Annotated in this window: 27 protein-coding genes; 15 read left to right on the forward strand and 12 right to left on the reverse strand. The window is 63.7% G+C overall.

Annotation, left to right across the window (positions count from 1 at the left end):
- Positions 1 to 3 precede the first annotated feature (3 nt).
- Positions 4 to 855 carry a DUF3108 domain-containing protein gene (locus HPQ64_RS04975; RefSeq protein ID WP_172887237.1) on the reverse strand — a complete coding sequence of 284 codons (852 nt, stop codon included), beginning with the start codon at positions 853 to 855 and terminating at the stop codon, positions 4 to 6.
- A 343-nt stretch (positions 856 to 1198) separates the two neighbouring features.
- On the opposite strand from HPQ64_RS04975, the gene rpmB reads away from it, so the two are divergent.
- Complete coding sequence (gene rpmB / locus HPQ64_RS04980) at positions 1199 to 1492, forward strand: 50S ribosomal protein L28 (RefSeq protein ID WP_172887238.1); 294 nt, start codon at positions 1199 to 1201, stop codon at positions 1490 to 1492.
- A gap of 115 nt (positions 1493 to 1607) precedes the next feature.
- A complete protein-coding gene (locus tag HPQ64_RS04985; RefSeq protein WP_172887239.1) occupies positions 1608 to 2261 on the forward strand; it encodes a VUT family protein in 654 nt (217 codons plus the stop codon).
- 76 nt (positions 2262 to 2337) lie between these two features.
- On the opposite strand, the gene HPQ64_RS04990 is transcribed toward HPQ64_RS04985, so the two are convergent.
- From HPQ64_RS04990 to HPQ64_RS05005, 4 genes are all read right to left on the reverse strand, one after another.
- On the reverse strand, positions 2338 to 3396 hold the full coding sequence (locus tag HPQ64_RS04990) for an esterase-like activity of phytase family protein (protein ID WP_172887240.1): 1059 nt from the start codon (positions 3394 to 3396) through the stop codon (positions 2338 to 2340).
- Positions 3393 to 5291 (reverse strand): cobaltochelatase subunit CobT, encoded by a 1899-nt coding sequence (cobT, locus tag HPQ64_RS04995; RefSeq protein WP_172887241.1) that lies wholly within the window; start codon positions 5289 to 5291, stop codon positions 3393 to 3395. Before cobT ends, HPQ64_RS04990 begins: the two co-directional genes overlap by 4 nt.
- A gap of 9 nt (positions 5292 to 5300) precedes the next feature.
- On the reverse strand, positions 5301 to 6287 hold the full coding sequence (gene cobS / locus HPQ64_RS05000; protein ID WP_172887242.1) for a cobaltochelatase subunit CobS: 987 nt from the start codon (positions 6285 to 6287) through the stop codon (positions 5301 to 5303).
- Between the two features lie 220 nt (positions 6288 to 6507).
- On the reverse strand, positions 6508 to 7107 hold the full coding sequence (locus tag HPQ64_RS05005) for a J domain-containing protein (RefSeq protein ID WP_172887243.1): 600 nt from the start codon (positions 7105 to 7107) through the stop codon (positions 6508 to 6510).
- 140 nt (positions 7108 to 7247) lie between these two features.
- Here HPQ64_RS05005 and HPQ64_RS05010 point away from each other — a divergent pair, with 140 nt between their 5' ends.
- Positions 7248 to 7547 carry a BolA family protein gene (locus HPQ64_RS05010; protein ID WP_172887244.1) on the forward strand — a complete coding sequence of 100 codons (300 nt, stop codon included), beginning with the start codon at positions 7248 to 7250 and terminating at the stop codon, positions 7545 to 7547.
- A 274-nt stretch (positions 7548 to 7821) separates the two neighbouring features.
- Here HPQ64_RS05010 and HPQ64_RS05015 read toward each other — a convergent pair whose 3' ends face one another.
- From HPQ64_RS05015 to HPQ64_RS05025, 3 genes are read right to left on the reverse strand one after another with little or no spacing between them, the layout of a single operon-like run.
- Entirely contained in the window at positions 7822 to 9153 is a 1332-nt protein-coding gene (locus tag HPQ64_RS05015) for an HlyC/CorC family transporter (protein WP_172887245.1), read from the reverse strand.
- 37 nt (positions 9154 to 9190) lie between these two features.
- Entirely contained in the window at positions 9191 to 10315 is a 1125-nt protein-coding gene (aroB, locus tag HPQ64_RS05020; RefSeq protein WP_172887246.1) for a 3-dehydroquinate synthase, read from the reverse strand.
- Positions 10312 to 10929: a shikimate kinase gene (locus HPQ64_RS05025; RefSeq protein WP_343035924.1), complete on the reverse strand. Its 618-nt coding sequence runs from the start codon at positions 10927 to 10929 to the stop codon at positions 10312 to 10314. Before HPQ64_RS05025 ends, aroB begins: the two co-directional genes overlap by 4 nt.
- 176 nt (positions 10930 to 11105) lie before the next feature.
- On the opposite strand from HPQ64_RS05025, the gene HPQ64_RS05030 reads away from it, so the two are divergent.
- Complete coding sequence (locus HPQ64_RS05030; protein ID WP_172887247.1) at positions 11106 to 11249, forward strand: hypothetical protein; 144 nt, start codon at positions 11106 to 11108, stop codon at positions 11247 to 11249.
- A 65-nt stretch (positions 11250 to 11314) separates the two neighbouring features.
- On the forward strand, positions 11315 to 12238 hold the full coding sequence (xerD, locus tag HPQ64_RS05035; RefSeq protein WP_172887248.1) for a site-specific tyrosine recombinase XerD: 924 nt from the start codon (positions 11315 to 11317) through the stop codon (positions 12236 to 12238).
- A 3-nt stretch (positions 12239 to 12241) separates the two neighbouring features.
- Here xerD and HPQ64_RS05040 read toward each other — a convergent pair whose 3' ends face one another.
- Entirely contained in the window at positions 12242 to 13291 is a 1050-nt protein-coding gene (locus HPQ64_RS05040) for a hypothetical protein (protein WP_172887249.1), read from the reverse strand.
- Between the two features lie 126 nt (positions 13292 to 13417).
- Entirely contained in the window at positions 13418 to 14473 is a 1056-nt protein-coding gene (locus tag HPQ64_RS05045; RefSeq protein ID WP_172887250.1) for a MaoC family dehydratase, read from the reverse strand.
- A 261-nt stretch (positions 14474 to 14734) separates the two neighbouring features.
- Here HPQ64_RS05045 and HPQ64_RS05050 point away from each other — a divergent pair, with 261 nt between their 5' ends.
- The 3 genes from HPQ64_RS05050 (at position 14735) to HPQ64_RS05060 (ending at position 16835) form a co-directional block, all read left to right on the forward strand.
- Positions 14735 to 15712 carry a sodium-dependent bicarbonate transport family permease gene (locus HPQ64_RS05050; RefSeq protein WP_172887251.1) on the forward strand — a complete coding sequence of 326 codons (978 nt, stop codon included), beginning with the start codon at positions 14735 to 14737 and terminating at the stop codon, positions 15710 to 15712.
- Positions 15713 to 15716: 4 nt separating this feature from the next.
- Positions 15717 to 16028 (forward strand): DUF3240 family protein, encoded by a 312-nt coding sequence (locus tag HPQ64_RS05055; RefSeq protein WP_172887252.1) that lies wholly within the window; start codon positions 15717 to 15719, stop codon positions 16026 to 16028.
- Between the two features lie 99 nt (positions 16029 to 16127).
- The gene (locus HPQ64_RS05060; protein ID WP_246270296.1) at positions 16128 to 16835 is read left to right on the forward strand and encodes a carbonic anhydrase; all 708 of its coding nucleotides are present in this window, start codon (positions 16128 to 16130) and stop codon (positions 16833 to 16835) included.
- 207 nt (positions 16836 to 17042) lie between these two features.
- On the opposite strand, the gene acnA is transcribed toward HPQ64_RS05060, so the two are convergent.
- Complete coding sequence (gene acnA, locus HPQ64_RS05065) at positions 17043 to 19787, reverse strand: aconitate hydratase AcnA (protein ID WP_172887253.1); 2745 nt, start codon at positions 19785 to 19787, stop codon at positions 17043 to 17045.
- Positions 19788 to 20225: 438 nt separating this feature from the next.
- Between acnA and ccmA the strand changes: the two genes are divergently transcribed.
- The 7 genes from ccmA to HPQ64_RS05100 all read left to right on the forward strand — a co-directional run bounded on the left by ccmA (position 20226) and on the right by HPQ64_RS05100 (position 25242).
- Positions 20226 to 20855 (forward strand): heme ABC exporter ATP-binding protein CcmA, encoded by a 630-nt coding sequence (gene ccmA / locus HPQ64_RS05070; protein ID WP_172887254.1) that lies wholly within the window; start codon positions 20226 to 20228, stop codon positions 20853 to 20855.
- 20 nt (positions 20856 to 20875) lie between these two features.
- A complete protein-coding gene (gene ccmB / locus HPQ64_RS05075) occupies positions 20876 to 21535 on the forward strand; it encodes a heme exporter protein CcmB (RefSeq protein ID WP_172888517.1) in 660 nt (219 codons plus the stop codon).
- 128 nt (positions 21536 to 21663) lie between these two features.
- A complete protein-coding gene (locus HPQ64_RS05080) occupies positions 21664 to 22422 on the forward strand; it encodes a heme ABC transporter permease (RefSeq protein WP_172887255.1) in 759 nt (252 codons plus the stop codon).
- A gap of 3 nt (positions 22423 to 22425) precedes the next feature.
- Complete coding sequence (gene ccmD / locus HPQ64_RS05085) at positions 22426 to 22617, forward strand: heme exporter protein CcmD (RefSeq protein ID WP_172887256.1); 192 nt, start codon at positions 22426 to 22428, stop codon at positions 22615 to 22617.
- Positions 22607 to 23236: a DsbE family thiol:disulfide interchange protein gene (locus HPQ64_RS05090; protein ID WP_172887257.1), complete on the forward strand. Its 630-nt coding sequence runs from the start codon at positions 22607 to 22609 to the stop codon at positions 23234 to 23236. The genes ccmD and HPQ64_RS05090 overlap by 11 nt, the downstream gene beginning before the upstream one ends.
- A gap of 222 nt (positions 23237 to 23458) precedes the next feature.
- Entirely contained in the window at positions 23459 to 24136 is a 678-nt protein-coding gene (locus HPQ64_RS05095; RefSeq protein ID WP_246270538.1) for a DUF1223 domain-containing protein, read from the forward strand.
- 218 nt (positions 24137 to 24354) lie between these two features.
- The gene (locus HPQ64_RS05100; protein ID WP_172887259.1) at positions 24355 to 25242 is read left to right on the forward strand and encodes a cation diffusion facilitator family transporter; all 888 of its coding nucleotides are present in this window, start codon (positions 24355 to 24357) and stop codon (positions 25240 to 25242) included.
- A gap of 78 nt (positions 25243 to 25320) precedes the next feature.
- Here the strand turns inward: HPQ64_RS05100 and HPQ64_RS05105 are convergent, their stop codons facing one another.
- Positions 25321 to 26535: an ammonium transporter gene (locus HPQ64_RS05105; protein ID WP_172887260.1), complete on the reverse strand. Its 1215-nt coding sequence runs from the start codon at positions 26533 to 26535 to the stop codon at positions 25321 to 25323.
- Positions 26536 to 26810 lie beyond the last annotated feature (275 nt).

Below are 26810 nucleotides of genomic sequence, written 5' to 3' on the forward strand. Positions count from 1 at the left end.
GTATCAGCGGGCTGCGGTATCCTTGCCGCCGTAGAGCTTGATCCGGTTGGCTTCCACCACCAGAGTGCCCGTCCCTGTCGACATCTGGATGCGATAGGGAACGAAAACCCGGCTCTCGCCGAGGGGGGCGAGCCAGGCCTCCATGTGCCGGTTCTCGATGCCCGAAGCCTTGATACGCGACGGGCGGTGACCCGCCACCGGAATCCAGCGCGCTTCGCAGACAACCACCGGCCCGTCGTAGCCGCGGCCGGAAACCTCGCGCATTTCCTTGTAGGAAAGCTGAATGTCGAAGCGCGTCCAGCCGTCGTAGACCGGGATCTTGCGGTCGCAAGCGGCTTCGTTTTTCGCGCCCTTGTTGGCTGGAACGGGCATGAGGATCGCGCTCAGCGGATCGACCACCTTGCGGGTATGCTTCGACGTGACCTTGATGCGTTCCGGGCTTTTCTTGAGTTTCGGCGTGACGTCGGCGGATTTCACCCGCCCGCCGCCGAGTGCTATGTCGACATAGAAATCGCGGCTCGCCGCGCGCGAAGCCATCGTATAGCGCGACGGGCGCACGTCGTCCCGGCCGATCCATCCGGAAGCCTGCGCGCCGCCTTTGCCGGTGGAGAAGATCGTGCCGACGCCGGCCGGCTCCATTCCCGCCTTCGCGGAATAGGCGTTGCCCTGCACGACGAGAGAAAGCGAACCGCGGGCGATCTTGAGGCCTGCGAGGGAGACATCGTAGACGCCGCCGAGGCGGGCCGTCTGCGCCGAGGCGCCTTGCGCCGCCGCCGCGAAGGAAAACAACGCGATGGCCGCAGCGGATGCAAGTTGCGCTGCGATGCGGCAGGTGGGCTTGGTAAAACGGCTCATGACACTCGGCACTCTTCGACCCTCCATGCCGGCGGCGGCTTCGGTTCTCGCCGGATATCGCGCCCCCGTCCGGCGGGCCGTCATGGCCCGTCGCGGAGTGTCGCCAAATGCGGTAACCGTATGGTTAATGTACTGCAAACGGAAATTTCCCGCCATGCGGTTTGCCGAATTTGGTAAAGGGCGTGCGACTCCGCTTGACCTCGCAGCCCATGATGCTTATACGAACCCGACTTTCCAATCAGCGCCGGGCGCGAGATTGCCGGACCGAAAGGGCCCGCACCGCTCCGGTTTTACGTGTTTCCGGCCTCGAGGCGAGGCCGTAGCGAGACAAGAAGGTGACCAAATGGCCCGCCGTTGCGAACTCACCGGCAAGGACGTGATGACCGGCAATAACGTCAGTCACGCCAACAACAAGACGCGCCGCCGTTTTCTGCCGAACCTGTGCAATGTATCGCTGATTTCCGATACGCTTGGCGAAACCGTGAAGCTGCGCATTTCCGCGCATGCCCTGCGCACGGTGGAGCATCGTGGCGGTCTCGACGCGTTCCTGGCCAAGGCGGCCGACAGCGAACTTTCGCCGCGCGCCCGCATCCTGAAGCGCGAAATCAAGCGCCGTCAGGCTGAAGTCGCTGCGTAAATTCACCGCTTTAGCGCGATTGGAAGCCAGAGGCGCCCCGGCGCCTCTTTTCGCGTTTATGCGATGCTTCTCGCATGGCCATTCCAAAACCAAAGATAATCGGGACACTCCGAAAATGACGGGATTCCGCCGGTTTTCTCCACTTTCAGCTCTTCTTGCCATGAGCGTCATGGTGGCGGTCGTCGTCGCCGCGAATATTCTCGTTCAATATCCGGTGATGGGCATGCTCGGGCCCATAAATCTCGCGGATATCCTGACCTGGGGCGCCTTCACCTATCCGGCGGCCTTCCTCGTCAACGACCTGACGAACCGCCGTTTCGGCCCGGCCGCGGCGCGAAAGGTCGTGATCGTGGGTTTCGCCGTGGCGGTGATACTTTCCATCTGGCTGGCGACGCCCAGGATCGCGATCGCCTCCGGTTCGGCCTTCCTGTTCGCCCAGCTTCTGGACGTTGCGATCTTCGACCGTCTGCGCCTGCAGGCCTGGTGGAAGGCGCCGGTGATCTCGTCGCTGGTGGGCTCTTTCCTCGATACGGTTTTGTTCTTCAGCCTTGCTTTCGCTAGTGTTTTCGCGCCCGTCTTTGGTTTCGACGAAGCTTTTGCGACCGAAACCGCACCCCTTCTCGGCGCATTCGCGATCGAGGTTCCGCGCTGGGTTTCCTGGGCGCTTGGCGATTATGTGGTGAAGATCTTCGTCGCGACCGCGCTGCTTGCGCCTTACCGGGTTCTTCTGGCGGTTTTCGGCCTCAAGGCGGACCCGGCGGCGGCATAAAAAACGTCGGCGAAGAGAAATCCAAAAGGGTGCAACTCGCCGACAACGGGGGCGAAAAAGGTTCCTCAGAATTCCGTCAGCGATCCGCCAGGCGGAATCTGAGGAGCAGGCTGCGCTGCAGGATCGATCTGTTGTCGTCCGACAGGATCGTCAGGATCGTATCGCCGGACGCGGAGGTATGGACGGCGAGCGCCTCCATGTTGTCGATCTGGTGGGCGAAGCCAGCCTCGATGATCGTCACCCCGTCTATCACCGCCCCCGGCTTCAACTTGTCCCCGTCGATGCGGCGGATGCGCATGCCGATGCCGTGACGAAGGTTGAAGCGACGCTCCAGCAATAGCAGGTCGCCGTCGTCCAGGAAGGCGGCATCCGTCACGTCGAAATCGTCATGCCGCCTGACCGTGAAGGCGCCGGACACGGCCCCGCCGATCAGGAAGCCCTGCATATCGTCGTCGAAGGATGCGCCGCGCTCGGCGATGGCGACGATTGTACCACCGAGCGGCCCGTCCGGGGATGAAACGGCAACCGCTTCCAGCCCCTTGTTGGCGCGAAGGCGCGTTACGGCTTTCGGCACCGGTATGGAGTGCGCCCTTTCGGACGTGTCGAGCGGATAGCCGAAGGCGTAGATGGAGTGGTGCCCTTCCGCGGAAACGAGAAGGCGTGGAGCTTCGCCCGACCGGTCGATCGCTACGGCTTCGGTATCGCCGCGCCCGGCAAGGACGAGGGGCGTTCCGTCGGACCCAAGTATCGGAGCGACCTCGACAGGCCGCAGCCCAAGCGGGCGGCCCGCCGCATCCTGGCGAATGCCGCCAGTGACCCACAGACCGTTGTCGGTGACCGCGATGAATGATGCGCCGTCATCGGCGACGGCAAGGCCGGACAGCCCGCCGACATGACGGTTGCGGGGCAGAAGCTCCAGACCGCCCAGAAATTCCAGCTTGCCGAAACGATCGCGGTTCGCCTCGCCGATCCCGAAATAGGGGATTGGCTTGGTGTCGATTATCACCTTGCCGCGCGGCAGGTCGGGCGCGGCGGACAGGGGCGCGGTGAACGGGGGCGCGGCGAAGGGCGGCGCGGCAAGAAAGAGGGCCGCGCAGATCAAGGCCGCGAGGCCGGATGGGGTCTTGCGCCTCATCTCGGCGCGGCGTGGCGCCTGCGGCCCGGCCGCGCCGGCTGGGGTGCTGCTTCCTCGTCGAAAAGATCGGCGAGCTGGTTGGTCATGGCACCCGCCAGTTCCTCCGCATCGACAATGGTGACGGCGCGGCGGTAATAGCGCGTGACGTCGTGACCGATGCCGATTGCGATCAACTCGACCGGCGAGCGCGTCTCGATGTCCTCGATCACCCAGCGCAGATGCTTTTCGAGGTAGTTGCCGGGATTGACAGAAAGCGTGCAATCGTCGACCGGCGCACCGTCGGAGATCATCATCAGGATCTTGCGCTGCTCCGGACGTCCGAGCAGGCGATGATGCGCCCAGTCGAGCGCCTCGCCGTCGATGTTTTCCTTCAACAGCCCCTCGCGCATCATCAGGCCGAGGTTGCGCCGCGAGCGGCGGTAGGGCGCGTCCGCCGACTTGTAGATGATGTGGCGAAGGTCGTTGAGGCGACCCGGCGTGGCCGGCTTGCCGCGCTGGAGCCAGGATTCGCGCGACTGTCCGCCCTTCCACGCGCGGGTGGTGAAACCCAGAATCTCGACCTTGACGCCGCAGCGTTCCAGCGTGCGGGCAAGGATATCGGCGCAAGTTGCGGCAACCGTGATCGGCCGTCCGCGCATGGAGCCCGAATTGTCGAGCAGCAGCGTCACCACGGTGTCGCGGAAATTGATGTCCGTTTCTTCCTTGAAGGCGAGCGGCTGCATCGGGTCCGTGACGACACGCGTCAGGCGGGCGGTGTCGAGGATGCCTTCCTCGAGATCGAAGTTCCACGAGCGGTTCTGCTGGGCAAGCAGCTTGCGCTGGAGCTTGTTGGCAAGGCGGGCGACCGCGCCTTGAAGGTTGGTCAACTGCTTGTCGAGATAGCCGCGCAACCGGTCGAGCTCGGCCTGGTCGCAAAGATCCTCCGCCGTGACCGTCTCGTCGAATTCGGTGGTGAAAACCTTGTAATCGGGCCCCGGCGGCTGGTTGGAAAACGGCTGGTCCTGGCGCGGTGTTTCTCCCGGTTCTTCGGCGTCCATGTCGGCGTTTTCGTCGAACTCGTCGAAATCGCCGTCGAGCGCCTCGGTCTCGCCGGCCTCCTGCTCCTCGCCGGACATCTCCATTTCCTGCGGCGCGCCTTCCTCCTCGCCGGCGTCTTCCTCGCCGTCGGCAGACGTTTCGGCCCGCTCGTTGCGGCCTTCGTTTTCTTCCTCGCCCTCCTGCTCCTCGTCTTCGGCCTCGTCGCCGAGCTCGTCTTCCATGTCGAGCGCGGTAAGAACGTTTCTCAGCTGGCTGGCGAAGGCCGACTGGTCTTCAAGGCGCGTAACGAGCCGGTCCAGGTCGCTGCCCGCCTTCTCCTCGATCCAGTCGCGCCACAGGTCGACGAGCTTTTCGGCGGATGCCGGCGGCTTGCGGCCGGTCAGCCGCTCGCGCACGACAAGCGCAAGCGCGTCCTGAAGGGGCGCCTCGGAGCGCTGCGTGATCTGGGCCGCCCCCGCCTTCTGGTAGCGGTCCTCCAGCATGGCGGAAAGGTTTTCGGCCACGCCCGGCATGCGGGTCGCGCCGACGGCATCGCAGCGCGCGCGCTCCACCGCCTCGAAAATCTCCCGCCCCGTCTGACCTTGGGGCATGAGCTTTCGATGCACCGCCGCATCGTGGCAGGCGAGCTTCAGCGCCATGGAATCGCCGATGCCGCGGGTGATCGCCACCTGCTCGAGCGTGAGCTTGCGCGGCGGCTCGGGCACGCGTGCGATATTGCCGACGAGCGAGGGACGATCGGCGGTGAACAGGATTTCCAGTTCCGGATCGCCGGCGATGGCGCGCATCGCGCCGGAAACCGCCTGTTTCAGCGGCTCCGTCGTCGGCTGTTTCGGCTTCTCGGAGGGAGGCTGACGCATATTCGCCCGTTAGCTCATCACGACGTTGGTCGCCGATTCCGGCAGGTCCTCTCCGAAGCAGCGCTGATAGAACTCCGCGACCAGCGTGCGCTCCAGCTCGTCGCACTTGTTTAGGAAGGTGACGCGGAAGGCGAAGCCGAGGTCGCCGAAAATTTCCGCGTTTTCCGCCCAGGTGATGACCGTGCGCGGGCTCATGACGGTGGAGAGGTCGCCGTTGATGAAGGCATTGCGCGTCATGTCGGCAAGGCGCACCATCTTGGAAACGATCGCCCGGCCTTCCGCACCCTGGTAGTGCTTGGCCTTGGCGAGAACGATCTCCACCTCGTTGTCATGCGGAAGGTAGTTCAGCGTCGTGACGATGGACCAGCGGTCCATCTGGCCCTGATTGAGCTGCTGCGTGCCGTGGTAAAGGCCCGACGTGTCGCCCAGGCCGACCGTGTTGGCGGTCGCGAACAGGCGGAAGGCGGGATGCGGGCGAATGACGCGATTCTGGTCGAGAAGCGTCAGGCGGCCGGATACCTCCAGCACCCGCTGGATCACGAACATGACGTCCGGACGGCCGGCGTCGTATTCGTCGAAGACCAGGGCGACGTTATTCTGCAGTGCCCAGGGCAGGATACCGTCCCGGAACTCGGTGATCTGCTGGCCGTCGCGAATGACGATCGCATCCTTGCCGACCAGATCGATCCGCGAAATGTGGCTGTCGAGATTGACGCGCACGCATGGCCAGTTAAGCCGGGCGGCGACCTGCTCGATATGGGTGGATTTGCCCGTGCCGTGATAGCCCGTCACCATGACGCGGCGGTTCTTCGCGAAACCGGCGAGGATCGCGAGCGTGGTCGCGCGGTCGAACAGGTAATCGGGATCAAGCTCGGGAACGTGCTCGTTGGCTTCCCGGTAGGCGGGAACTTCCAGATCGGTGTCAAAGCCGAACAGTTCGCTCGCCTTTACCTTGGTATCGGGCAGGCCTTCGGCCGTCGTCATTGTCTCAGTCATCGGTCCTCCGCAGGCCCGCGCCCAGGCGCGGGCTGGCGCTGATCTCCACAAATTCATACACGCGGGATTGCGCGCATACGAGGGAAGATTTCGATCGCAACAATTTGCATCTACGAAGCCGCAAGGCAATCCGCCAGCCCGAAAATGCGTGCGATCCAATCCACTTAGCCCGTTCGCGGCTAACCATGAGCGTGAACGGCCAGATCTTTTCGAAGACGGTCTAGCAGAAACCGGCCTTTTTCAGAAGAGTGTAGGCCTGAATGATTTGGCGAAGCCGGTCTTCCGACGAACGGTCGCCGCCGTTCGCGTCCGGATGATGGCGCTTCACAAGTTCTTTATAACGCGTCTTGATGTCGTTTCCACGCGCGGCATGACCGAGGCCGAGTGTCTCGAACGCTTTGGCTTCTAGCGGCTTCAGCTTGGGCGGGCGCGGTGCTTGCGCATGCCGGCGCCAGGCGCTGTGGTAGGACCGGTATCCGCCATTGGCCTTCGCGCCGGGCGCTTCGCCGTTCACACCGGCAGCCTTGGCGTTGACGCCCATTTTCCACGTCGGCCTGTGGCCCGTTGTCGCGGCCTTCTGCCACTGGCGCACCCGATCGTCGTCCATGCCGGCGAAATAATTGTAGGACTTGTTGTATTCGCGGACGTGGTCGATGCAGAAATTCAGATACTCGCCCTCGTGATCGCGGCCCCTGGGCGCACGATGGGTGCCGGCGCGCGTGCAGCCGTCCCATTGGCACTCCTGGTGCAGATCCTCCTCAAGCCGTTCCTGTTCCGGCTTTATGCGGATGCGATCGAATATCTTCGAGTCGAGCTTCATGAACCGATTATGTGAAGGTGGAGCATTGCTCACAAGCCGGGAAAGCGCCTCCCGGCGATTGCGAGGCGTTTAGATAATGGATCGGGCGGCGGTTCGGCAAGGTCTTGACGGCAATTCCCGAGCGGGCGAAAACGCGAATCATGAGCATGCGCGAAACCATGGAAACCAGGCTGCGGGAGACGTTTTCTCCGCAAGAGCTGGATGTGATTGACGAATCCGAACGCCACCGCGGCCACGCCGGATGGCGCGAAGGCGGCGAGACGCATTTTCGCGTAAGGATCGTTGCAGAAGCCTTTACGGGCATGAACCGGCTTGCGCGCCACCGCGCCGTAAACGCCTGTCTGGACGGCGAACTGAAAGGCGGCGTGCATGCGCTCGCCATCGAAGCGCGCGCACCCGACGAGACGGACCCGCGTACTGTGAAGGTTTCCGGGCCCTGAGGGGTGTGGCGTTTTCGCTGAATGGGCCGGGCAGCGGATCGACACGAAGGACGTCATCCCGGGTACGTGAAGCGAAGCTGAACGCAGACCCGGGATCCAGCGCGTAAATCGCGCGTAAGCGCGGCCATAAAAAATATGCGCGGGCTCCGCCCGCAGAAGATATCTGGATCCCGGCTCTTGCGATGCGCCAGGGCGCACGCAGGCCGGGATGACGTTCTTCGCATCTGCTGGCGTTTAGCGTGTCATCGCTACCGTGAATCGGTCGCGGTGCGCCTCACCCCTGGCCGGCGTTGGCCGAGGGGATGACCGCGCTCTTGACGCCGAAAACACGGTCGCCTTCGGCAAGCGGCATGATCCTGAGCCTGGTGATCCGGTTCTTCTCGCGGCGAAGCACCGTGAGGCGGAAGCCGTAGAAGGTGAAGACCTGCCGCTCTTCCGGAATCATGCGCGCCTCATGGATGACGAGGCCGGCGATGGTCGTCGCCTCCTCGTCCGGCAGGTTCCAGTCGGTCGCGCGGTTGAGATCGCGGATCGCCACCGACCCGTCGACGATGACCGACCCGTCGGGCTGGGGGCGAACGCCTGGAAGCTCCACATCGTGTTCATCGGAAATCTCGCCGACGATCTCCTCCAGAATATCCTCAAGGGTGACCAGGCCCATCACCTCGCCGTATTCGTCGATGACGAGGGCGAAATGCGCCTTGCGCTTGAGGAAGGCGTTGAGCTGGTCCTGAAGGCTGGTCGTATCCGGCACGAACCACGGTGGGCTGGCGATATCCTCTATCTTGAGGTCGTCCGGCTTACCGTTCGCCCGCGCCAGCGCGCGCAACAGGTCCTTGGCGTGCAGGATGCCGATGAAATTGTCGCTTTCCCCGCGCCACAGCGGCAGGCGCGTGAAGGGGCTTTTCAGCGCCTCCTCGACGATCTTGTCCGGCGGGTCGTCCGCATTGAGCGCCATGACGTTGGTGCGGTGGACCATGATGTCGGACACTTCCAGCTCGGCAAGGTCGAGCAGGCCGCCGATCCGGTCGCGCTCGTCCTTCACGAGCCCGCCTTCCATATGCTGCAGATCGACCGTGCCGCGCAGTTCCTCATGCGCGGAAAGCACCGCCTGGCCTTCCTCCACGTTGACGCCGAACAGGCGCAGGATGAAGCGCACGATCTTTTCCACCCCCGCGACGATGGGGCCGAAAATGCTGACGACGGGGCTCACGATGGGCGAGACGGCAAGCGCGAAGCGGTCCGGCCGGGAGATCGCCCATGTCTTCGGCAGGACCTCGGAAAAGATCAGCACCAGAAAGGTCATCACCAGCGTGGCATAGACGACGCCGGCATCGCCGAAGAGCGACAGGAGCACGTTCGTGGCAAGCGCGGAGGCGAGGATGTTGACGAGGTTGTTGCCGAGAAGCAGCGCGCCGATCAGCCGCTCGCGCGCGGCGATCAGCTTCGCCACGACGCCGGCGCGCTTGTCGCCCGATTTCTCGAGCTGGTGCATGCGCGCGCGCGAGGCCGCCGTCAGCGCCGTTTCCGAGCCCGAGAAAAAGCCGGAAAGCACAAGCAGCACCAGGATCGCCAGTGTTGAAATCCAGATTTCGGTATTGCTCATGTCAGGCCCTGCGGGTCTCGGTTCGGTTCAGTTCAACTCAGGCCAGTTCCCTTTCGAGGAACGCCAGCACGCGCTCTCGCTCGACGCCGCGTTCGACGAAGGACCGGCCGATGCCGCGCTTCAGGATGAAGGTCAGCGTACCCTTCGTCACTTTCTTGTCCTGGGCGATGATGTCAAGAAGGGTTTCGGCGGGCGGCAACTGGCCGGGAATATCGCTCATATGGGTGGGGAGGCCCACCTTTTTAAGATGCGCCTCCACGCGCCGCGCGTCGTCTTCCGCGCAAAGGCCGAGGGAGACGGAGAAATCATGCGCAAGGCGCATGCCGATCGCCACTCCCTCGCCATGGACGAGACGCTCGCCGTTGTAATCGACGGCGGCTTCCAGCGCGTGTCCGAAAGTGTGGCCGAGGTTCAAGAGCGCGCGGGCGCCCGCCTCGAACTCATCTTCCGCGACGATGCGCGCCTTGGCTCGACAGGATGTGGCGACGGCCCGCTCGCGCTCCGGCCCGCCGGAGAAGATGCCCGCGTGGTTTTCCTCAAGCCACGCGAAGAAATCCGCGTCGTCGATCAGCCCGTATTTCGCGACTTCCGCGTAGCCTGCGCGAAACTCGCGCGGAGAAAGCGTGTCGAGAAGTGCCGTATCGGCAAGGACGAGCCGAGGCTGGTGGAAAGCGCCGATCAGGTTCTTGCCGTGGCGCGAGTTGATGCCCGTCTTGCCGCCGACCGAACTGTCGACCTGAGCAAGCAGGCTCGTCGGCACTTGGATGAAATTCATGCCGCGGCGCACCGATGCCGCAACGAAGCCCGCAAGATCTCCGACGACGCCGCCGCCAAGGGCCACAATCGCGTCGCCGCGCTCTAGCTTCGCGCCCAGAACGTCGTCGCAAAGCCGCTCGAACATGGAAAAGCGCTTGGTGGATTCGCCCGCCGGCACCTTGAACGTCACATGCGAAACGCCCGCTTCATCGAAAGAGGCCTGAAGCGCCTCGAGATGCGTTTTCGCGAGATTCTCATCGGTGATGATCGCCGCCCGCGAGCCGGGAAGAAGTGCGGCAAGCCGCGCTCCGGCCTGCTCAAGAAGGCCGCGGCCGATGAGGATATCGTAGGAGCGGGGCCCGAGATCGACGCGGACGGTCTCGGTGTCGGTCAGTTGTTCGGTCATTGGCGGCTTTCCTCCCGGTCCGCCGGGACGGCGATGCCGAGGTGTTCTTCAAGGGCGTCCAGGATTTCCAGGACCACGGTTTCATGCGGCACGTCGCGCGACAACACGGTGATATCGGCCTTCGCGTAGACGGGATAGCGCTCGTCTATCAGCCGGCGCATGACGCCTTCGGGATCCGGCTGCTGCAAAAGCGGGCGGTTGGAGCGCCGGCGCACGCGCATCATGACCACATCGAAATCGGCCTTCAGCCAGATGCTTATCCCCGAGCGGGCGATCGCCTCGCGCGTTTCGGCGTTCATGAATGCGCCGCCGCCGGTGGCAAGCACGCCCGTGCCCTCGTTCAGGAGGCGGGCGATGACGCGCTGCTCGCCGGCGCGGAAATAGGCCTCGCCGTGTTCGGCGAAGATTTCGGGGATCGTCATGTTCGCCGCCGTCTCGATCTCGTGATCGGCGTCGACGAAGGCGACGCCCAGCGTGTTCGCAAGCCTGCGCCCGACGCTCGACTTGCCGCAGCCCATGATGCCGACGAGCACGATCGCGCGCTCGCCGATCGCCGCTCTCAGGCGGGCGATGCGCTCGCTCGTGGCGAGCGGCAGGGGCGGGGCCGGTGTCAAAGGCGCTTCTCCCTTCGCGTATCTCGATCGTTTCCGGTTAGGGGGCTTTGCCCGTCTCGCCCGCGTCCTGTCAAGCATAAGCACGGGGAGGTACGATTAAGACAGGCTTTTTCTTGCATGCGCGTGGCGGATCGACCAAAAGGAAAGACCCAGAGCTTCCACCCGACCGACGGCCGATGCCCACCCTTTTTCGTCTCATTCTGACCCTTTCGATCATCGCCGGCATAGGCTATGGCGCGGTCTTTGCGCTTGGCACTTTCTACGAGCCTACGCCGCGCGAAATCACCGTGCGCATCCAGAAGGAAGGCTTCGGGCGCTGACGCGATGGCCGGTTTGCCGCGTTTCAATTAGAATCCGCTGACGAATCGGAGGTCCGGCCCGGCCAATGGCAAGCGACGCCGTCCATATCGAAAGCTTTCTGGAAATGCTCGCCGCCGAGCGGGGGGCTGCCCTCAACACGCTGGAAAGCTACGCCCGCGACCTTGAGGATTTCTCAGGCTTTCACGCAAGCGGCGTGCTGGACGCCTCAAGCGACGATATCGCCGCCTATCTGCGCGACCTCAACAAGCGGGGCTTTGCCGAAAGCTCGCAGGCCAGACGCCTTTCCGCACTCCGCCAGTTCTACAAGTTCCTTTATTCCGAAGGCCTGAGGGCGGACGACCCGACGCGCAAGGTGAAGGCGCCGAAGAAGCGGGCCTCCCTGCCACACGTCCTATCCGTGGAAGAGGTGGACCGGCTGATCGAGGCCGCGCGCTTCAACGCGCAACTGGAACACGGAACGCGCGGGGCGGCCCTTCGCGCAAGCCGTCTCCACACGCTGCTGGAGGTGCTTTATGCCACGGGTCTGCGCGTTTCGGAGCTGGTCGCCTTGCCGACAAGCGCGGCGATGCGCGACGAGCGCCTGATCCTGGTGCGCGGCAAGGGCGGCAAGGAACGCGCGGTGCCGCTGTCGGGGCGCGCTCGGGATGCCATGCGCGCCTATGTGGCGCTGCGCCGGGCCGAAGGGGCCTATGCGGGCAGCCCCTGGCTTTTCCCCTCGCACGGCGAAAGCGGTCATTTCACGCGCCAGGCGTTTGCCCGCGACCTCAAGTCGCTGGCGGCAAGCGTCGGCCTGAAGGCGGCAAGCGTTAGCCCGCATGTGCTGCGCCATGCCTTCGCCTCGCATCTCCTGCAAAATGGCGCGGACCTGCGCGTCGTCCAGCAGCTTCTGGGCCATGCGGATATTTCCACCACGCAGATCTACACACATGTGCTGGACGAGCGGCTGCGCGAGTTGGTCGAAAGCCACCATCCGCTGGCAAGGTCTTGACGGTTAATGCAGGCCGCGCTTGCCGAAGACCGAGCGTGAGCCGTATGGCCTGCGCTCCGGCCTGGGTGGAGGCGACGGGCGCAATGTCGATGAAGGCGCAGGGCGGGGTTGCGGTGCCGCGTGTGGAGGCGTCGCGGGCTCGGAAGGCGGCCGCGGTGTCTCCACGCCTTCCGGCATGTCGCCGATGCCGAAGTCCGGGCAACGCTCGAGCGTGAGGCCTATGAATTCCTCGGGATCCTCTGGCGACGGCGTATTGTAGGAGATGCGGATGATCTCGTCCGCGCTCGTGCCGAAACTGTCTCCCGCCGGGGGAAGCTCACCGCGTTCGCGCATGGTTGCGACGAAGCTGTAGACGCGCGAAAGCATCCAGTCGAGCGGGACCGGCGCTTCGTTGAAGACGATCTCCTTGCCCAGAAAATGCGCCGCGCCGAATGTCCTGAAACCGATCACCTGCCTGCCGCCGATCACCGCGCGGCTGGAAAACAGCGAAGGGTGGATATAAAGCGGCATGGGATCCGGCTGCTGAGCGAGAGAGCCATAGGCCTTGCCGCTCATCAGAATATTGGACTGACCCCAGTGGACCGCCATCGGCGCGGCCCGGTGGAAGAAAAAATTCGTCGCCACCTGGGCAAGGGTCATTACGATCGAAAATTCCCCCTGAGAAAGCCCCGTCTCCGGCAGATTGATGCCTGTGATGGAGGGCATTGGAATGCCCTTGCCGATGCTGATCAGGACATGCGAGGCGTGAGAGCGAACGGCCTGGTCCGCTTCCGGAAACGAGATGCGCGTGAAGGGAGAAGAAAGCGTTTGCTGGAAACCGCCCGCGGACAGCGGATTGTCGCTTTGCTCGACCTGGATATAAAGCCCGCCGCCCGTGAAGAAGAAGTTTCGCCCGTGGCCGTATAGCGTATCTTCGAACCGGAGACCGGTGAACGCGATAACCTTGTTGATCTGCTTGATGAATTCACCCGGATCGGCGGGTTTGCAGGTCTGGTAAAGCAGAGCGACCTGAACCTTGTCCGGCGGCAATGGTTTCACGGCGAACCCCTTCACGAAATCTCGTCCCACTGGCGGGCGAACGATAGGGGATATCCTCTTACCGCTCCTTTAATTTTCATGTATCGGCATTGAAATTTCCGGCAGCCTTGAAACATCGCTGGCGAAATCGACGCAAAACTGTCAACGCGGGACGAGCGCCCAGTAATCGAAGTCGAGGATGACGTCCGGCTCGTACCTGCCCTCATGATCCTTTAGCGGATGACCGGCGCAGGGCCGGTTCCTGGTGGCGACGGTGCGAAGGCGCAGCGCCCCGACATCCGTGCGGCCCTCGATTGCGGATTTTTCGAGCACGCCCGACCAGGCATAGACCGTGTCGCCCGCGAAAAGCGGCGCCACGTGCCGCCCCCCGTTGATCGCCGCGATATGGAACGCGTTCGAAAGACCGTTGAAGGAAAGCGCGCGGGCGAGAGAAATGACGTGGCCGCCGTATATGAGCCGCCTGCCGAAACGGCCCTTGCCTTCCGAATGCTGGTTGAAATGCACCTTGGCCGTGTTCTGGTAAAGCCGCGTCGCGATCTGGTGTTCGGCTTCCTCCACCGTCATGCCGTCGACATGGTCGATCCGCTCGCCCACGTCGTAATCGGAAAATCGAAAAGGCGAGCCCGAAAGATCGTAATCCCATTCGCCGTTGTCGAGGATCGGGCAGGCATCCCCCAGTGCATCCGCCTCGATGGCGTCGGGCAGCACGGGAACGACAGGATCGGGCGCGGGCGATGCCTCGTCGCGTTTTCTCACCATCACCCAGCGCACATAGTCCAGAACCTCCGTGCCGTCCGACCGGTAGCCGGTGGAGCGCACATAGACGACGCCGGTCTTTCCGTTCGAGTTTTCCTTGAGGCCGATCACCTCGGAAACGGCCGACAGCGTGTCTCCCGGATAGACGGGAGAAAGAAACCGGCCGCCCGCGTAACCGAGATTGGCGACGGCGTTCAGCGAAATATCGGGCACCGTCTTGCCGAAGACGATGTGGAAGACGAGAAGATCGTCGACGGGCGCCTTCGAATAACCGACCGAATAGGCGAAGGCATCCGACGACTGCACGGCGAAACGCGAGCCGTAAAGCGAGGTGTAGAGCGCGACGTCGCCCGCAGTCACCGTGCGCGGCGTGGCGTGGCGGATCACCTGGCCTATCGAAAAGTCCTCGAAGAAATTGCCGGGGTTCGTCTTGTCGCTCATGAGGCTTTCCGTGTGGTGCGAATATTGTGGCGAACGATGAAATCCGGGATGGCGCCCGCCCGCAAGTGAGCCGTTCGACGAATAAGGCAAAATGACGCCGGACTGCGCTTCGTCTCCCTCCTGGCATCGACCTTTGGACGAGGGGAAAACCCTCTTGCCGTATCCGGTAAACTACTTATTTCACGGCTGCGTGATGTCCGAAACGGCCTGACCGAAAAGCGAATTCTTTCACTAGAGCCTGATCCCGGAGTGTGCGGCACGATGGAAACATTGCTTGGCCTGGCGGCGGAAAACCTGATTTCGCCGATCATCCTGTCCTTCGCGCTGGGGGTGGCGGCCGCCATGGCGCGATCGGACCTGACATTTCCGGAGGCCGCCGCAAAGGCGCTGTCGCTCTATCTTCTCTTTGCCATCGGCTTCAAGGGCGGGGTCAGCGTCTCGTCCCACGGGCTGGACGCAACCCTGGTGCTTTCGCTGATCGCGGGCGTGATCCTCTCCGCGGCGATCCCCTTCGTCGCATTCGCCCTTCTAAGGGTCATGACGCGGCTTGGCACGGTGGACGCCGCCGCGGTTGCCGGGCATTACGGGTCGATCTCGATCGTCACCTTCGTCGCCGCCACGTCCCTTATCCAGGGGCGGGGCCTGTCGAGCGAAGGCTATATGGTGGCGGTAGCAGCTGCCATGGAAGCGCCGGCCATCCTTTCCGCACTGTGGCTTGCCGCGCGCGGGGGCGCGGGAGAGGGTGGACTGGACAAGGGCCTGTGGCGCGAAATCCTGCTGAACGGGTCTATCGTCCTGCTCGTCGGAGCCTTCCTCATCGGCATGGTTACGGGCGAGAAGGGGCTTGCGGAAATCGACAGCTTTATCGTTTCGCCCTTCAAGGGGGTGCTCTGCCTCTTCCTTCTCGACATGGGGCTTGTCGCCGGGCGCGGGCTGCGGACCAGCCGGGCGATCCTGACGCCGGGTCTCGTCGGTTTCGGGCTTATCATGCCGCTTGTGGGCAGCCTGTTCGGCTTCGCCGCCGGGCTTGCGCTCGGGCTTTCGGCGGGAGGCGTGGTGCTGCTGATGACGCTGAGCGCATCGGCATCCTATATCGCGGTTCCGGCGGCCATGCGCGTCGCCCTGCCGGAGGCGAACCCGTCCGTCTATCTGACGCTGTCGCTCGGAATAACCTTCCCCTTCAACCTCACGATCGGCATCCCGATCTACATTGCGCTCGCGACCGCGGCGGGAGGATAGGCAAATGCAGATACACAAGGCAAAGCGTGTCGAAATCATCATCGAAGCGCCGATGGAGCGGCGGTTGACCGACGCCTTGAGCGAAGCGGGCATCACGGGGTTCACGGTTCTGCCGGTTCTGGGCGGCAGCGGACGGTCGGGGCTGTGGAGCCGGGAGGGGCAGGTCTCGCGCGCAAGCGGCATGGTCGCCATCATCGCGATCGTGCGGGAGGAACGCCTCGACGCGCTGCTTGACGCAGCCTTCACCGTGGTGGAACGGCACATCGGCGTCGTGAGCGTGACGGACTGCGGCGTGCTGCGCGCGGAGCGTTTCTGAAACGGCCTTTGTGCGTAGACAGTGGAAATTTCGATCCACCCTCCGCCGTCCGTATACTGGGCAGGCCGGGATCGGGCCTTTATAACGGCGCGTGAACCAATGCCCGGACGCGCTCGACTTTCGCGCGTCCGCGAGGCGAGAAACGCGCGGGGCATCATGATTTCTCAGTTTCCGGGCCGTCTGCTCGAAGGATACGGGCGTTATCGCGAAAAGGGATTCGTGCGATACCGCGAGGAATACGAGCGGCTTGCGATCTACGGCCAGACCCCGGAGACCATGGTCATCTCCTGCTGCGACAGCCGCGTGACGCCGGAGGGGATTTTCGGCGCCGGGCCGGGGGAGCTTTTCGTGGTTCGCAACGTCGCCAACCTCGTGCCGCCCTATCAGCCGGACAACGACTACCACGGGACGAGTGCGGCCCTTGAGTTCGCCGTCCAGGCGCTGAAGGTCAAGCACATCGTCGTCATGGGCCACGGGCGCTGCGGCGGCGTGTCCGCGTTCCTGAAGAAGGATTTCGAGCCGCTTTCGCCGGGCGACTTCATCGGCAAGTGGATGACGCTTCTGGAACCGGCCGCGGAAACCTTCGCCTGTCTCGAAATCCGCGATGAGGACGACCGCCAGCTCGCCATGGAATATGCCGGCGTCCGGCAGTCGATCGACAACCTCAGGACATTTCCTTGCGTGAAGATCCTTGAGGAGAAGGGGCGGCTTTCGCTGCACGGCGCGTGGTTCGACATCGGCCTTGGCGAATTGCGCGTGATGGACTCCGAGACGGGCGCATTCTCGCTCGCCGGCGACGAGGGGTGAGGGGAAAGTAGGAAGCGGCACCCGGGCTTGTTTCCGGTTTTGGATAGGTTGCCGGGTCAAGCCCGGCAATGACGGAGGAGAGGCACTGCCTTATTGATTCGTCATCGCCGGGCTTGACCCGGCGATCCAAGGGTTCGCGAATAAAAAACTTACAAAAAGGGCCGGTGCTGGACCGGCCCTTTCTCGTATTGGTCGGCTTTTTCAGGCTCAGTTGGCGACGAGGTTTCTCAGCACATAGTGCAGGATGCCGCCGGCCTTGATGTATTCCAGCTCGTCGAGCGTATCGATGCGGCAGAGGACCTCGATCGTTTTCTTCGTGCCGTCCTGGTATTCCACCTCGATGTCGACCATCTGGCGCGGCTTCAGGTCCGCCACGCCCTTGATGGTGACCTTCTCCTTGCCGGTGATGTTGTGCGACTGCCAGCTTTCGCCGTCCTTGAAGGTGAAGGGCAGCACGCCCATGCCGACGAGGTTGGAGCGGTGGATACGCTCGAACGACTGCGCGATGACGGCGCGAACGCCGAGAAGCGTCGTGCCCTTGGCCGCCCAGTCGCGCGAGGAACCGGTGCCGTATTCCTTGCCCGCGAAGATCACGAGCGGGGTGCCCGCTTCCTTGTATTCCATCGCCGCGTCATAGATGAAGCGCTGCTTGTCGTCCTTCATCGTGTAGCCGCCCTCGACACCCGGAACCATCTGGTTCTTGATGCGGATGTTGGCGAAGGTGCCGCGCATCATGACCTCGTGATTGCCGCGCCGCGAGCCGTAGGAGTTGAAGTCGCGCACCGAAACCTGATGCTCCGACAGGTACTGTCCCGCCGGGCTGTCGGCCTTGATGGAACCGGCCGGCGAGATGTGGTCGGTCGTGATGGAATCGAGGAAGAGGCCGAGCACGCCGGCGTTCTCGATGTCCTGGAGCGGCTTCGGCTCCATGGTCATGCCCTCGAAATAGGGCGGGTTCTGCACGTAGGTGGAGGAGACCGGCCAGGAATAGGTCATGCCGCCCTCGACCTTGATCGCCTGCCAGTGCTCGTCGCCCTTGAAGACGTCCGAATAGCGCGTGCGGAACATCTCCTCCGTGACGGAGGAGCGGATGAGATCGGCGATCTCCTTCGTCGTCGGCCAGATGTCCTTGAGATAGACCGGATTGCCGTCCTGATCCTCACCGAGCGGGTCTTCGGTGATATTCACGTTGAGCGAACCGGCGATGGCGTAAGCCACCACCAGCGGCGGCGAGGCGAGATAGTTCGCCCTGACATCCGGGTTCACGCGGCCTTCGAAGTTGCGGTTGCCGGAAAGAACCGAGCAGGCGACGAGGTCGTTCTCGTTGATCGTCTTGGAAATTTCTTCCGGCAGCGGGCCGGAGTTGCCGATGCAGGTCGTGCAGCCGTAGCCCGTCAGGTTGAAGCCGAGCGCGTCGAGATCGTCCTGCAGGCCCGCCTTCTCCAGATAGTCGGTGACGACCTGGGAGCCGGGCGCCAGCGACGTCTTCACCCAGGGCTTCACCTTCAGCCCCTTGGCGCGGGCGTTGCGGGCGAGAAGCCCCGCGCCGATCAGCACGCTCGGGTTCGAGGTGTTGGTGCAGGAGGTGATCGCCGCGATCACAACATCGCCGTCGGCGAGGCCGTGGTCGGTGCCGGCGACCTCATGGCGCGTCGGTGCGTCGAGGACGCCGGTCGCACCCTCGTCGATGAAGCGGGATTCGCCGTTCGGCGAGGGGATGGCGTCCTGGTTCTTGTGGCCGCCCTTGATTTCCTTAAGCGCCTCGGCGAACTTCGGCGCGGCTTCTGTCAGCGCGACGCGGTCCTGCGGGCGCTTCGGCCCGGCGATGGAGGGCACGACGGTGGAAAGATCAAGCTCCAGCGTGTCGGTGAACTCCGGCTCGAGCGAACCGTCTCGGAACATGCCCTGCGCCTGCGAATAGGCCTCGACGAGCGCGACACGCTCCGCGTCGCGGCCCGTGGCGGTGAGATAGTTCAGCGTGTCGCCGTCGACGGGGAAGAAGCCGCAGGTCGCGCCGTATTCCGGCGCCATGTTGGCAATCGTCGCCTCGTCTTCCAGCGAAAGATGATCGAGACCCTCGCCGTAGAATTCCACGAACTTGCCGACCACGCCCTTCTTGCGCAGCATTTCCACGACGGTGAGCACGAGGTCGGTCGCCGTGACGCCTTCGTTGAGCTTGCCCTCAAGCTTGAAGCCGACGACTTCGGGAATGAGCATGGAGATCGGCTGGCCGAGCATGGCGGCCTCCGCCTCGATGCCGCCCACACCCCAGCCGAGAACCGCAAGGCCGTTGACCATCGTCGTGTGGCTGTCGGTGCCGACCAGCGTATCGGGATAGGCGATGGTTTCGCCGTCCTCGTCCTTCGTCCAGACGGTCTGGGCGAGATATTCGAGGTTGACCTGGTGGCAGATGCCGGTTCCCGGAGGCACGGCGCGGAAATTATCGAACGCCGACTGGCCCCAGCGCAGGAACTCGTAACGCTCCTGATTGCGCTCGTATTCACGCTCGACGTTCTGGGTGAAGGCGGTCGCCGTGCCGAAATAGTCGACCATGACCGAGTGGTCGATGACGAGGTCGACCGGGACGAGGGGATTGACCTTCTTGGCGTCGCCGCCGAGCTTCACCGCGGCGTCGCGCATGGCGGCAAGGTCGACGACCGCCGGAACGCCGGTGAAGTCCTGCATCAGCACGCGCGCCGGGCGGTAGGAGATCTCGTGCGAGGACTTGCGCTCCTTCAGCCAGTCGGCAACGGCCTGGATATCGTCCTTCGTGACCGTGCGCCCGTCCTCGAAGCGAAGCAGGTTCTCAAGGATCACCTTCAGCGAGAAGGGAAGCTTTGAGACGCCGGAAAGACCGTTCTTCTCCGCCTCGGGCAGGCTGAAGTAGGTGTAGGTCTTGTCGCCGACCTGCAATGTCTTGCGGGCCTTGAAGCTGTCGAGTGATTTGGTCACGGCTGGCGATCCCCTTTATGTCAGCGGCGCGGGGCCCAGCGGCCGCAAGCGCCTTCAGGTATGGTTCCCCCGGCCGGGCTTGGGAGGTCCGCCGGCGGATGGGTCACGAAACACGCGGGCAGGGCGAAGGCTTTTGAAAATCCGGTGCCGCAAGCCCCGCCTCGCGCGGGTTGGCGCTCCTATAGCGAATTTTAAACCCGCGTGCCAGCACCGAGAGGCACCATTTTCCTCGGCATATAGGATAGTGTCGTGGCTTTTTCAGGCACCTTGCAGCCTTTCGCGCGTTCGGGCTTGATCTTGCTCAAGGAGCGGGAAGCGCGCGGGGGCGATTGATGCGGGCCTGCCGGGCGGCTGTCATGATCGTCCGCTCTTGATTGCGCAGCAACGCTCGGGCACAAGCGTCGGGTGATATTTCCTCGGGGGCACAAGTTCACGTCCATGCAGCTCACCGCCGAAAAGCTTGCCTGCGACCGTGGCGGGCGCAGGGTCTTCGAAGGCGTCTCCTTCTCCCTCGGCAGGGGAGAGGCGCTGGCGGTGACCGGGCCGAACGGCGTCGGCAAGTCGAGCCTTTTGCGCGTGCTCGCCGGGCTGGTGCGGGCGTCGGAAGGCGAAATCCGCGTGGACGGCGGCGAGGCGGAGTTCACCGTTGCCGAGCATTGCCACTATTTCGGCCATCTCGACGCGCTGAAGCCCGCCTTGAGCGTTCTGGAAAACCTCGATTTCTGGCGTTCCTTCTCAGCACCCGCGCCCGGCCTTGACGGCGCCCATGAAGCGATGGCGCCGATGGAGGCGCTCGACACACTCGGCATCGGCCATACCGCGCATCTGCCGGCGGCCTATCTTTCCGCCGGCCAGCGGCGGCGGCTTTCGCTTTCAAGACTTCTGACGGTGCCGCGCCCGGTGTGGCTGCTCGACGAGCCGACATCGGCGCTCGACGCGGCTTCGGAGGCAAAGCTTGTCGAACTGATGAGCGCGCATCTCAATTCCGGCGGGATGATCGTCGCCGCGACCCACCAGACCCTTGGCCTTGTGGCCATGCGGAACTTGCGAATGGAGGCGGCGGCATGAGCGGCCCGAAGCAAGGATGGATCGCAGCACTTTTCGTGAAGGAATTCAGACTTTCCGTGCGCGTCGGCGGAGGGGCGCTGATCGGCGTATTGTTCTTCCTCGCCGTCGTGACCGTCATTCCCTTCGGCGTGGGGCCGGATCTCAACCTGCTGGCGCGCATCGGGCCGGCGGTGCTCTGGATCGGCGCGCTGCTGGCGACGCTTCTCGGCCTCGATCGTCTCTTTCAGGCCGACCGGGACGACGGCTCGCTCGACCTCATTCTCATGTCCGGCAGGCCGCTGGAACTCGTCGTGCTTTTGAAATGCCTCTCGCACTGGGCGGGAACGGGCCTGCCGCTCGTCATCGCCGCGCCCGTGCTGGCGATTTTCCTGAACCTCGAACCCGTTGCCATGGGCGCGGTGACACTCACGCTTCTTGTCGGCACGCCCGCACTGACGCTGGTCGGGGCAATCGGCGCGGCCCTCACGGTTTCGCTCCGGCGGGGCGGGCTCCTGCTTGCCGTTCTCGTGGTGCCGATCGCGATCCCCGTCCTCATCTTCGGCGTGAGCGCGGCCGATGCGGCGGTGACGGATCCCACACCCTTCCTGACGCCGTTTCTTTTCCTTTGCGCGCTGACGCTGATTTCCGCCGTCGTCGGCCCGGTCGCGGCGGCGGCGGCATTGCGCCACGCGAGCGATTGAAAAACATGAAATTGCCGCAGGTGATTACTATCTGGCAGGTACACCTGCTTTCGAGTTGACGCCGATCAAGGCGATTGGTCGCGGAACGTTGCATTGAAAGGCCCGCGTTCCCGGACTAGAACGGTTCCATGGCTCTTATCGATCTCGCCAATCCCACACGTTTCCTAACCCTTGCCGGGCGGCTTTTGCCATGGCTGGTGGCGGCGACGCTCGCGTGTTTCGCGGTTGGCCTCTACATGGCCTTTTTCGTCGCGCCCGACGACTATCAGCAGGGTGCGACGGTGAAGATCATGTTCATCCACGTGCCGGCGGCCTGGCTTGCCATGTTCGCCTATTCGACGATGACGCTGTCCGCGCTCGGCACCCTGGTGTGGAAACACCCGCTGGCAGACGTTTCCGCCAAGGCGGCAGCGCCCATCGGGGCGGCCTTCACCTTCATTTCGCTGCTGACCGGCTCGCTCTGGGGCAAGCCGATGTGGGGCACCTACTGGGTGTGGGATGCGCGGCTGACCTCGGTGCTGGTGCTTTTCATCATGTACCTCGGCCTGATCGCGTTGTGGCGGACGATCGAGGACCCGATCCGCGCCGGCAAGGCGGCGGCGATCCTGACGCTGGTGGGCGCGGTGAACCTGCCGATCATCAAGTTTTCCGTCGACTGGTGGAACACGCTGCACCAGCCGGCAAGCGTCATCCGCCTCGACGGACCGACGATCCACCCGACGATCCTCTGGCCGCTTCTTGTCATGGCGCTCGCCTTCACGCTGTTCTTCCTGGTGGTTCACGTGATGGCGATGCGAAACGAGATCCTGCGCCGGCGTGTGCGCACATTGCAGATGCGTGCCGCCCAGATCCAGCCGGCGGCGGCGGCCGCGCAAGCTGCGGAGTAAACGATGCTGGACCTTGGAGCGCACAGCACCTTCATCGTCGCCTCCTACGCGATCACGATCCTCATTGCGCTGGGGCTGATCGTGTGGATACGCATCGATTTCGCGCGGCAGAAAAGCGCGCTTGGCGAACTTGATAGGCGCGGCGTCTCACGCCGTTCGGCAGAAACCGGGAACAAGGCACAAGATGTCCGCTGAAAACACCACCGGCGAAAGCGGGCAAGCGCGCAAGCGCCGCCTTCCCGTCGCAGCCCTCCTGCCGCTCGTCGTCTTTTCAGCCCTCGCCGTTCTGTTTCTCGTGCAGCTTCTCGACGGCGGCGACACGAGCGAGGTTCCTTCCGCGCTGATCGGCAAGCCGGCACCCGAATTCTCGCTGCCGCCCGTACCGGAACTGGAGCGTGGCGGCGACCAGGTGGCGGGCCTTTCGCGCGCGGACCTTCTCGGACATGTCAGCGTGGTGAATGTCTTCGCCTCATGGTGCGTACCGTGCCGGCAGGAACACCCTCTGCTGGAACGCCTGGCCGGAGATGACCGCTTGCAGGTTGTCGGCATCAACTACAAGGACAAGCCTGAAAACGCGCGCCGCTTCCTCGGCAGCCTTGGCAACCCGTATGCGCTTGTGGGAGCCGACGAAGCCGGCCGGGCGACGATCGACTGGGGCGTCTACGGCGTGCCGGAGACATTCATCGTCGATGCGGGCGGAACGATCCGCTTCAAATTCATCGGGCCACTGTCCGAAGAAACCTATGCGAGCACTTTTCTTCCGGAACTCGAAAAAGTGATCGCAGCTCCCGACAGGGCGAAAACCGGATCCTGACCGCCTGAAATGTCAGGAAAACCGTAGAATTAACGCTGCACCGAGCGATGGTTGGGAGGAAACGCGCCGGGCGCGCGCGAATGTTCTCACCGGCTCGTGACTCGTCTTGGCCACCTTGCTTGCATATCCTTTATTCAACCGAGCGACCCAAGATCGTGAGCAGGATCTTTCATGCGGATATTCAACGCTTCCGCCCGGTTAGGGGCGGCAATATTGAGTGCAATGATGATTTCGAGCGTACCGGCAAGTGCCGGTGAGACGGCGGTGCTTGAGTTGTTTACAAGTCAAGGGTGTTCCTCCTGCCCGCCGGCGGATAAACTTCTGGAAAAGGTTGCCGACCACCCGGGAATCGTTGCTCTTTCCTTTCCGGTAGATTATTGGGACTACCTGGGGTGGCGGGACACGCTGGCCTCCCCGGCCTACAGCGCCCGCCAGCGCGCCTATGCCGAGCGGCGCGGCGACCGTTCGGTCTATACCCCGCAGATCGTCGTGAATGGCGGCCCGCACATGGTCGGCTCCGACGCGCGGGCTATCGCGGCCCATCTTCGCGCCGCTTCCGCCATGCCTTGCGATGTGGATGTGAAAGCCGCGGGCGAGCTCATCGAGATCGAGATCGACGGGGACTTGCCGGAAGGCGCGAGATCCGCGACCGTCTTCTTCCTCTTCGTCGACAGCAGCGAGACGGTGCAGATCGGCAGGGGCGAGAACACGGGCCGAACCATCACCTATACCAATATCGTGCGCGATATGCGTGCGGTCGGCATGTGGAAGGGCGGAAAAGCAAGTTTCAGCCTGCCGGCGAGCGAACTTGAGCGCATGAAGACGGACCGATTCGCGGCTCTCGTCCAGATCGAGGAGCATGGCAGGCCTGGCCCGATCCTCGGTGCCGCGATCCACTGAATATTCTGGCGCAGGGACACCCTGTTCTTTTGACAGCTCCCCGATACCCGGCGAATCCCCAAGGTTTCGCCGGGTTTTTTGCGTGTTGACGCGGTAATCGGCGCGCCTTGCCTTGCGCGAGCGCAAAAAAATGATAGGCCATTGCCAGTTTTCACTGGCGACGCGCCGATTTTCCGGTTCCCGGAGGTCGGCCCTGCCCGGCAGAGAGTGTGGCGCGTATGGATGTTCGTCTGCGCATCGCCTTCGGCAGCGTTGTCGTCGGCATTGTCGTGCTCGCGCTGAAATATGTCGCCTATCACCTGACGGGCTCGGTCGCGCTTTATTCCGACGCGCTGGAATCGGTCGTCAACGTTGCCTCCGCGATCGCGGCGCTGGGCGCCGTCTGGTACGCGGCAAAGCCCGCTGACAGCAACCACCCCTACGGCCACCACAAGGTGGAATATTTCGCCGCCGTCTTCGTCGGCGTCATGATCGTCCTGGCCGCCGTGTCGATCGCCCGCGAAGCGTGGTTCGCCTTCATCGCGCAAAAGCCGGTCGAATTCACCATTGAGGCCCTTGCGGTCAACGGCGGGGCCAGCCTCATCAACGGGGTGTGGGCATTCGTCCTGATTCGCCATGGCCGCAAGGCGCGCTCGATGGCGCTGGTAGCGGACGGGAAGCATCTCGTCACCGATGTCGTTTCCTCGCTCGGCGTGCTGGCGGGCGTGGCCCTTGTGTTCCTGACCGGGTGGCTCGCGCTCGACCCGCTGCTCGGCGCGCTCGTGGCGCTCAACATCCTCTGGTCGGGCTGGCAGCTTGTGAAGGAATCCATCGGTGGGCTGATGGACGAGGCCGCCTCCCAGGAGGTGCAGGACAAGATCCGCGATATCATCTCCGGCGCGGGCGAAGGCGCGCTGGAGGCGCATGACCTGCGAACAAGGCCGGCGGGGCGCGTGACCTTCATCGACTTCCACCTGGTGGTGCCGGCGGAGATGACGGTCGTCGATGCGCATGACATCTGCGACCGGATCGAGGCGGCCATCGGCGAGGCGGTGCCGGGCGCGAAGACGACGATCCATGTGGAGCCGGAGCAGAAGGCCAAGCACTCCGGCATCGTGGTTCTTTAGAAAAAAAAGCCCGGAGCGATTGGCTCCGGGCCGAGTCTTGAGGGCGGCTGCACCCTCAGGGAGAGCTTTTTCGCTGCCTTACCGCCCGATGTCCTGCTCAGGCGAGGCGCCGATTTTGTGAATGGAAAGGTCTGCGCCGCGCCGCTCCTCTTCCGGCGACAAGCGGATGCCTTGCGTTGCCTTGAGGACGCCGTAGACGAGGTAGCCAGCGGCGAAGGCGAAGGCGACGCCGGCAAGCGTGCCGATGAGCTGCGAGGCGAAGCTGACGCCGCCGATGCCGCCCATCGTCTCCAGCCCGAAGACGCCGGCCGCAATGCCGCCCCAGGCGCCGCAGATGCCGTGCAGCGGCCAGACGCCAAGCACGTCGTCCACCTTCAGCTTGAAGTGGCACCACTCGAAGCCCTTGACGAAGATCGCGCCTGCGACGCCGCCGACGAGAAGGCTGCCGAGCGGGTGCATGACGTCGGACCCCGCGCAGACGGCGACGAGGCCGGCGAGCGCGCCGTTGTGGACGAAGCCCGGATCGTTGCGCCCGACGACGAGCGCGACGAGGATGCCGCCGACCATGGCCATGAGCGAATTGAGCGCGACGAGGCCCGAGACGGCTTCGAGCGAGCCCGCCGTCATCACGTTGAAGCCGAACCAGCCGACGCAAAGGAGCCAGGAGCCAAGCGCAAGCCACGGCAGCGAGGACGGGGGAATGCCGACGGCCCTGCCGTCCGGCGTGTAGCGGCCGAGGCGCGGGCCCAGATGAAGCACCGCGCCAAGGGCGATCCACCCGCCGACCGCATGAACGACGACGGAGCCCGCGAAGTCATGGAACGGTGCGCCGAAGGCGGCCTCAAGCCAACCCTGGAAGCCGAAATTGCCGTTCCAGACGATGCCTTCGAAGAAGGGATAGGCAAGGCCGACGAGGGCAACGGTCGCGAGGCACTGGGGCACGAATTTCATCCGCTCGGCGATGCCGCCGGAGACGATGGCCGGAATTGCCGCGGCAAAGGTGGTGAGAAAGAAGAACTTCACGAGCGTCAGGCCCTGAAGCTCGAAACCGCCGCCGTTTTCGCCCGATAGCGTGGCCGCACTTGCAAGGAACGTCGTGCCGTAGGCGATCGTGTAGCCGATGATGAAATAGGCAAGCGTTGAAAGCGCGAAATCGACGAGGATCTTGACCAGCGCGTTCACCTGGTTCTTGTGCCTGACCGATCCGACCTCCAGAAACGCGAAGCCGCCGTGCATGGCGAAAACCAGTATCGCGCCCAAAAGCACGAAAAAGACGTTTGCACCCTCGTTCATCAAACAATGCCCCTTGCCCGTTTCGCCGTTTGCCGGCATTTCGGGCAGTTATGAATTCAAGAGGCATGCCATCTGGGCAAGATGCCGTTTGCCACTGCAAACGCGCGGTTAATCTTTGGGCACGGTGCGCCTGTTGGCCGTAACTGCCGAAAAACGAGGCATAAAAACTGGGCGCTTTGGGCAATCTGTGGGCAAATAAAAAGGACCCGGCTTTCGCCGGGCCCGAAGGTGGCGCTTTCCGAAACGGGAAAGCGCGACGGGTAGAGATGTTGCGG

Origin of the sequence: Hongsoonwoonella zoysiae, assembly GCF_013266695.1 — a bacterium.
Lineage (GTDB): Bacteria > Pseudomonadota > Alphaproteobacteria > Rhizobiales > Stappiaceae > Hongsoonwoonella > Hongsoonwoonella zoysiae.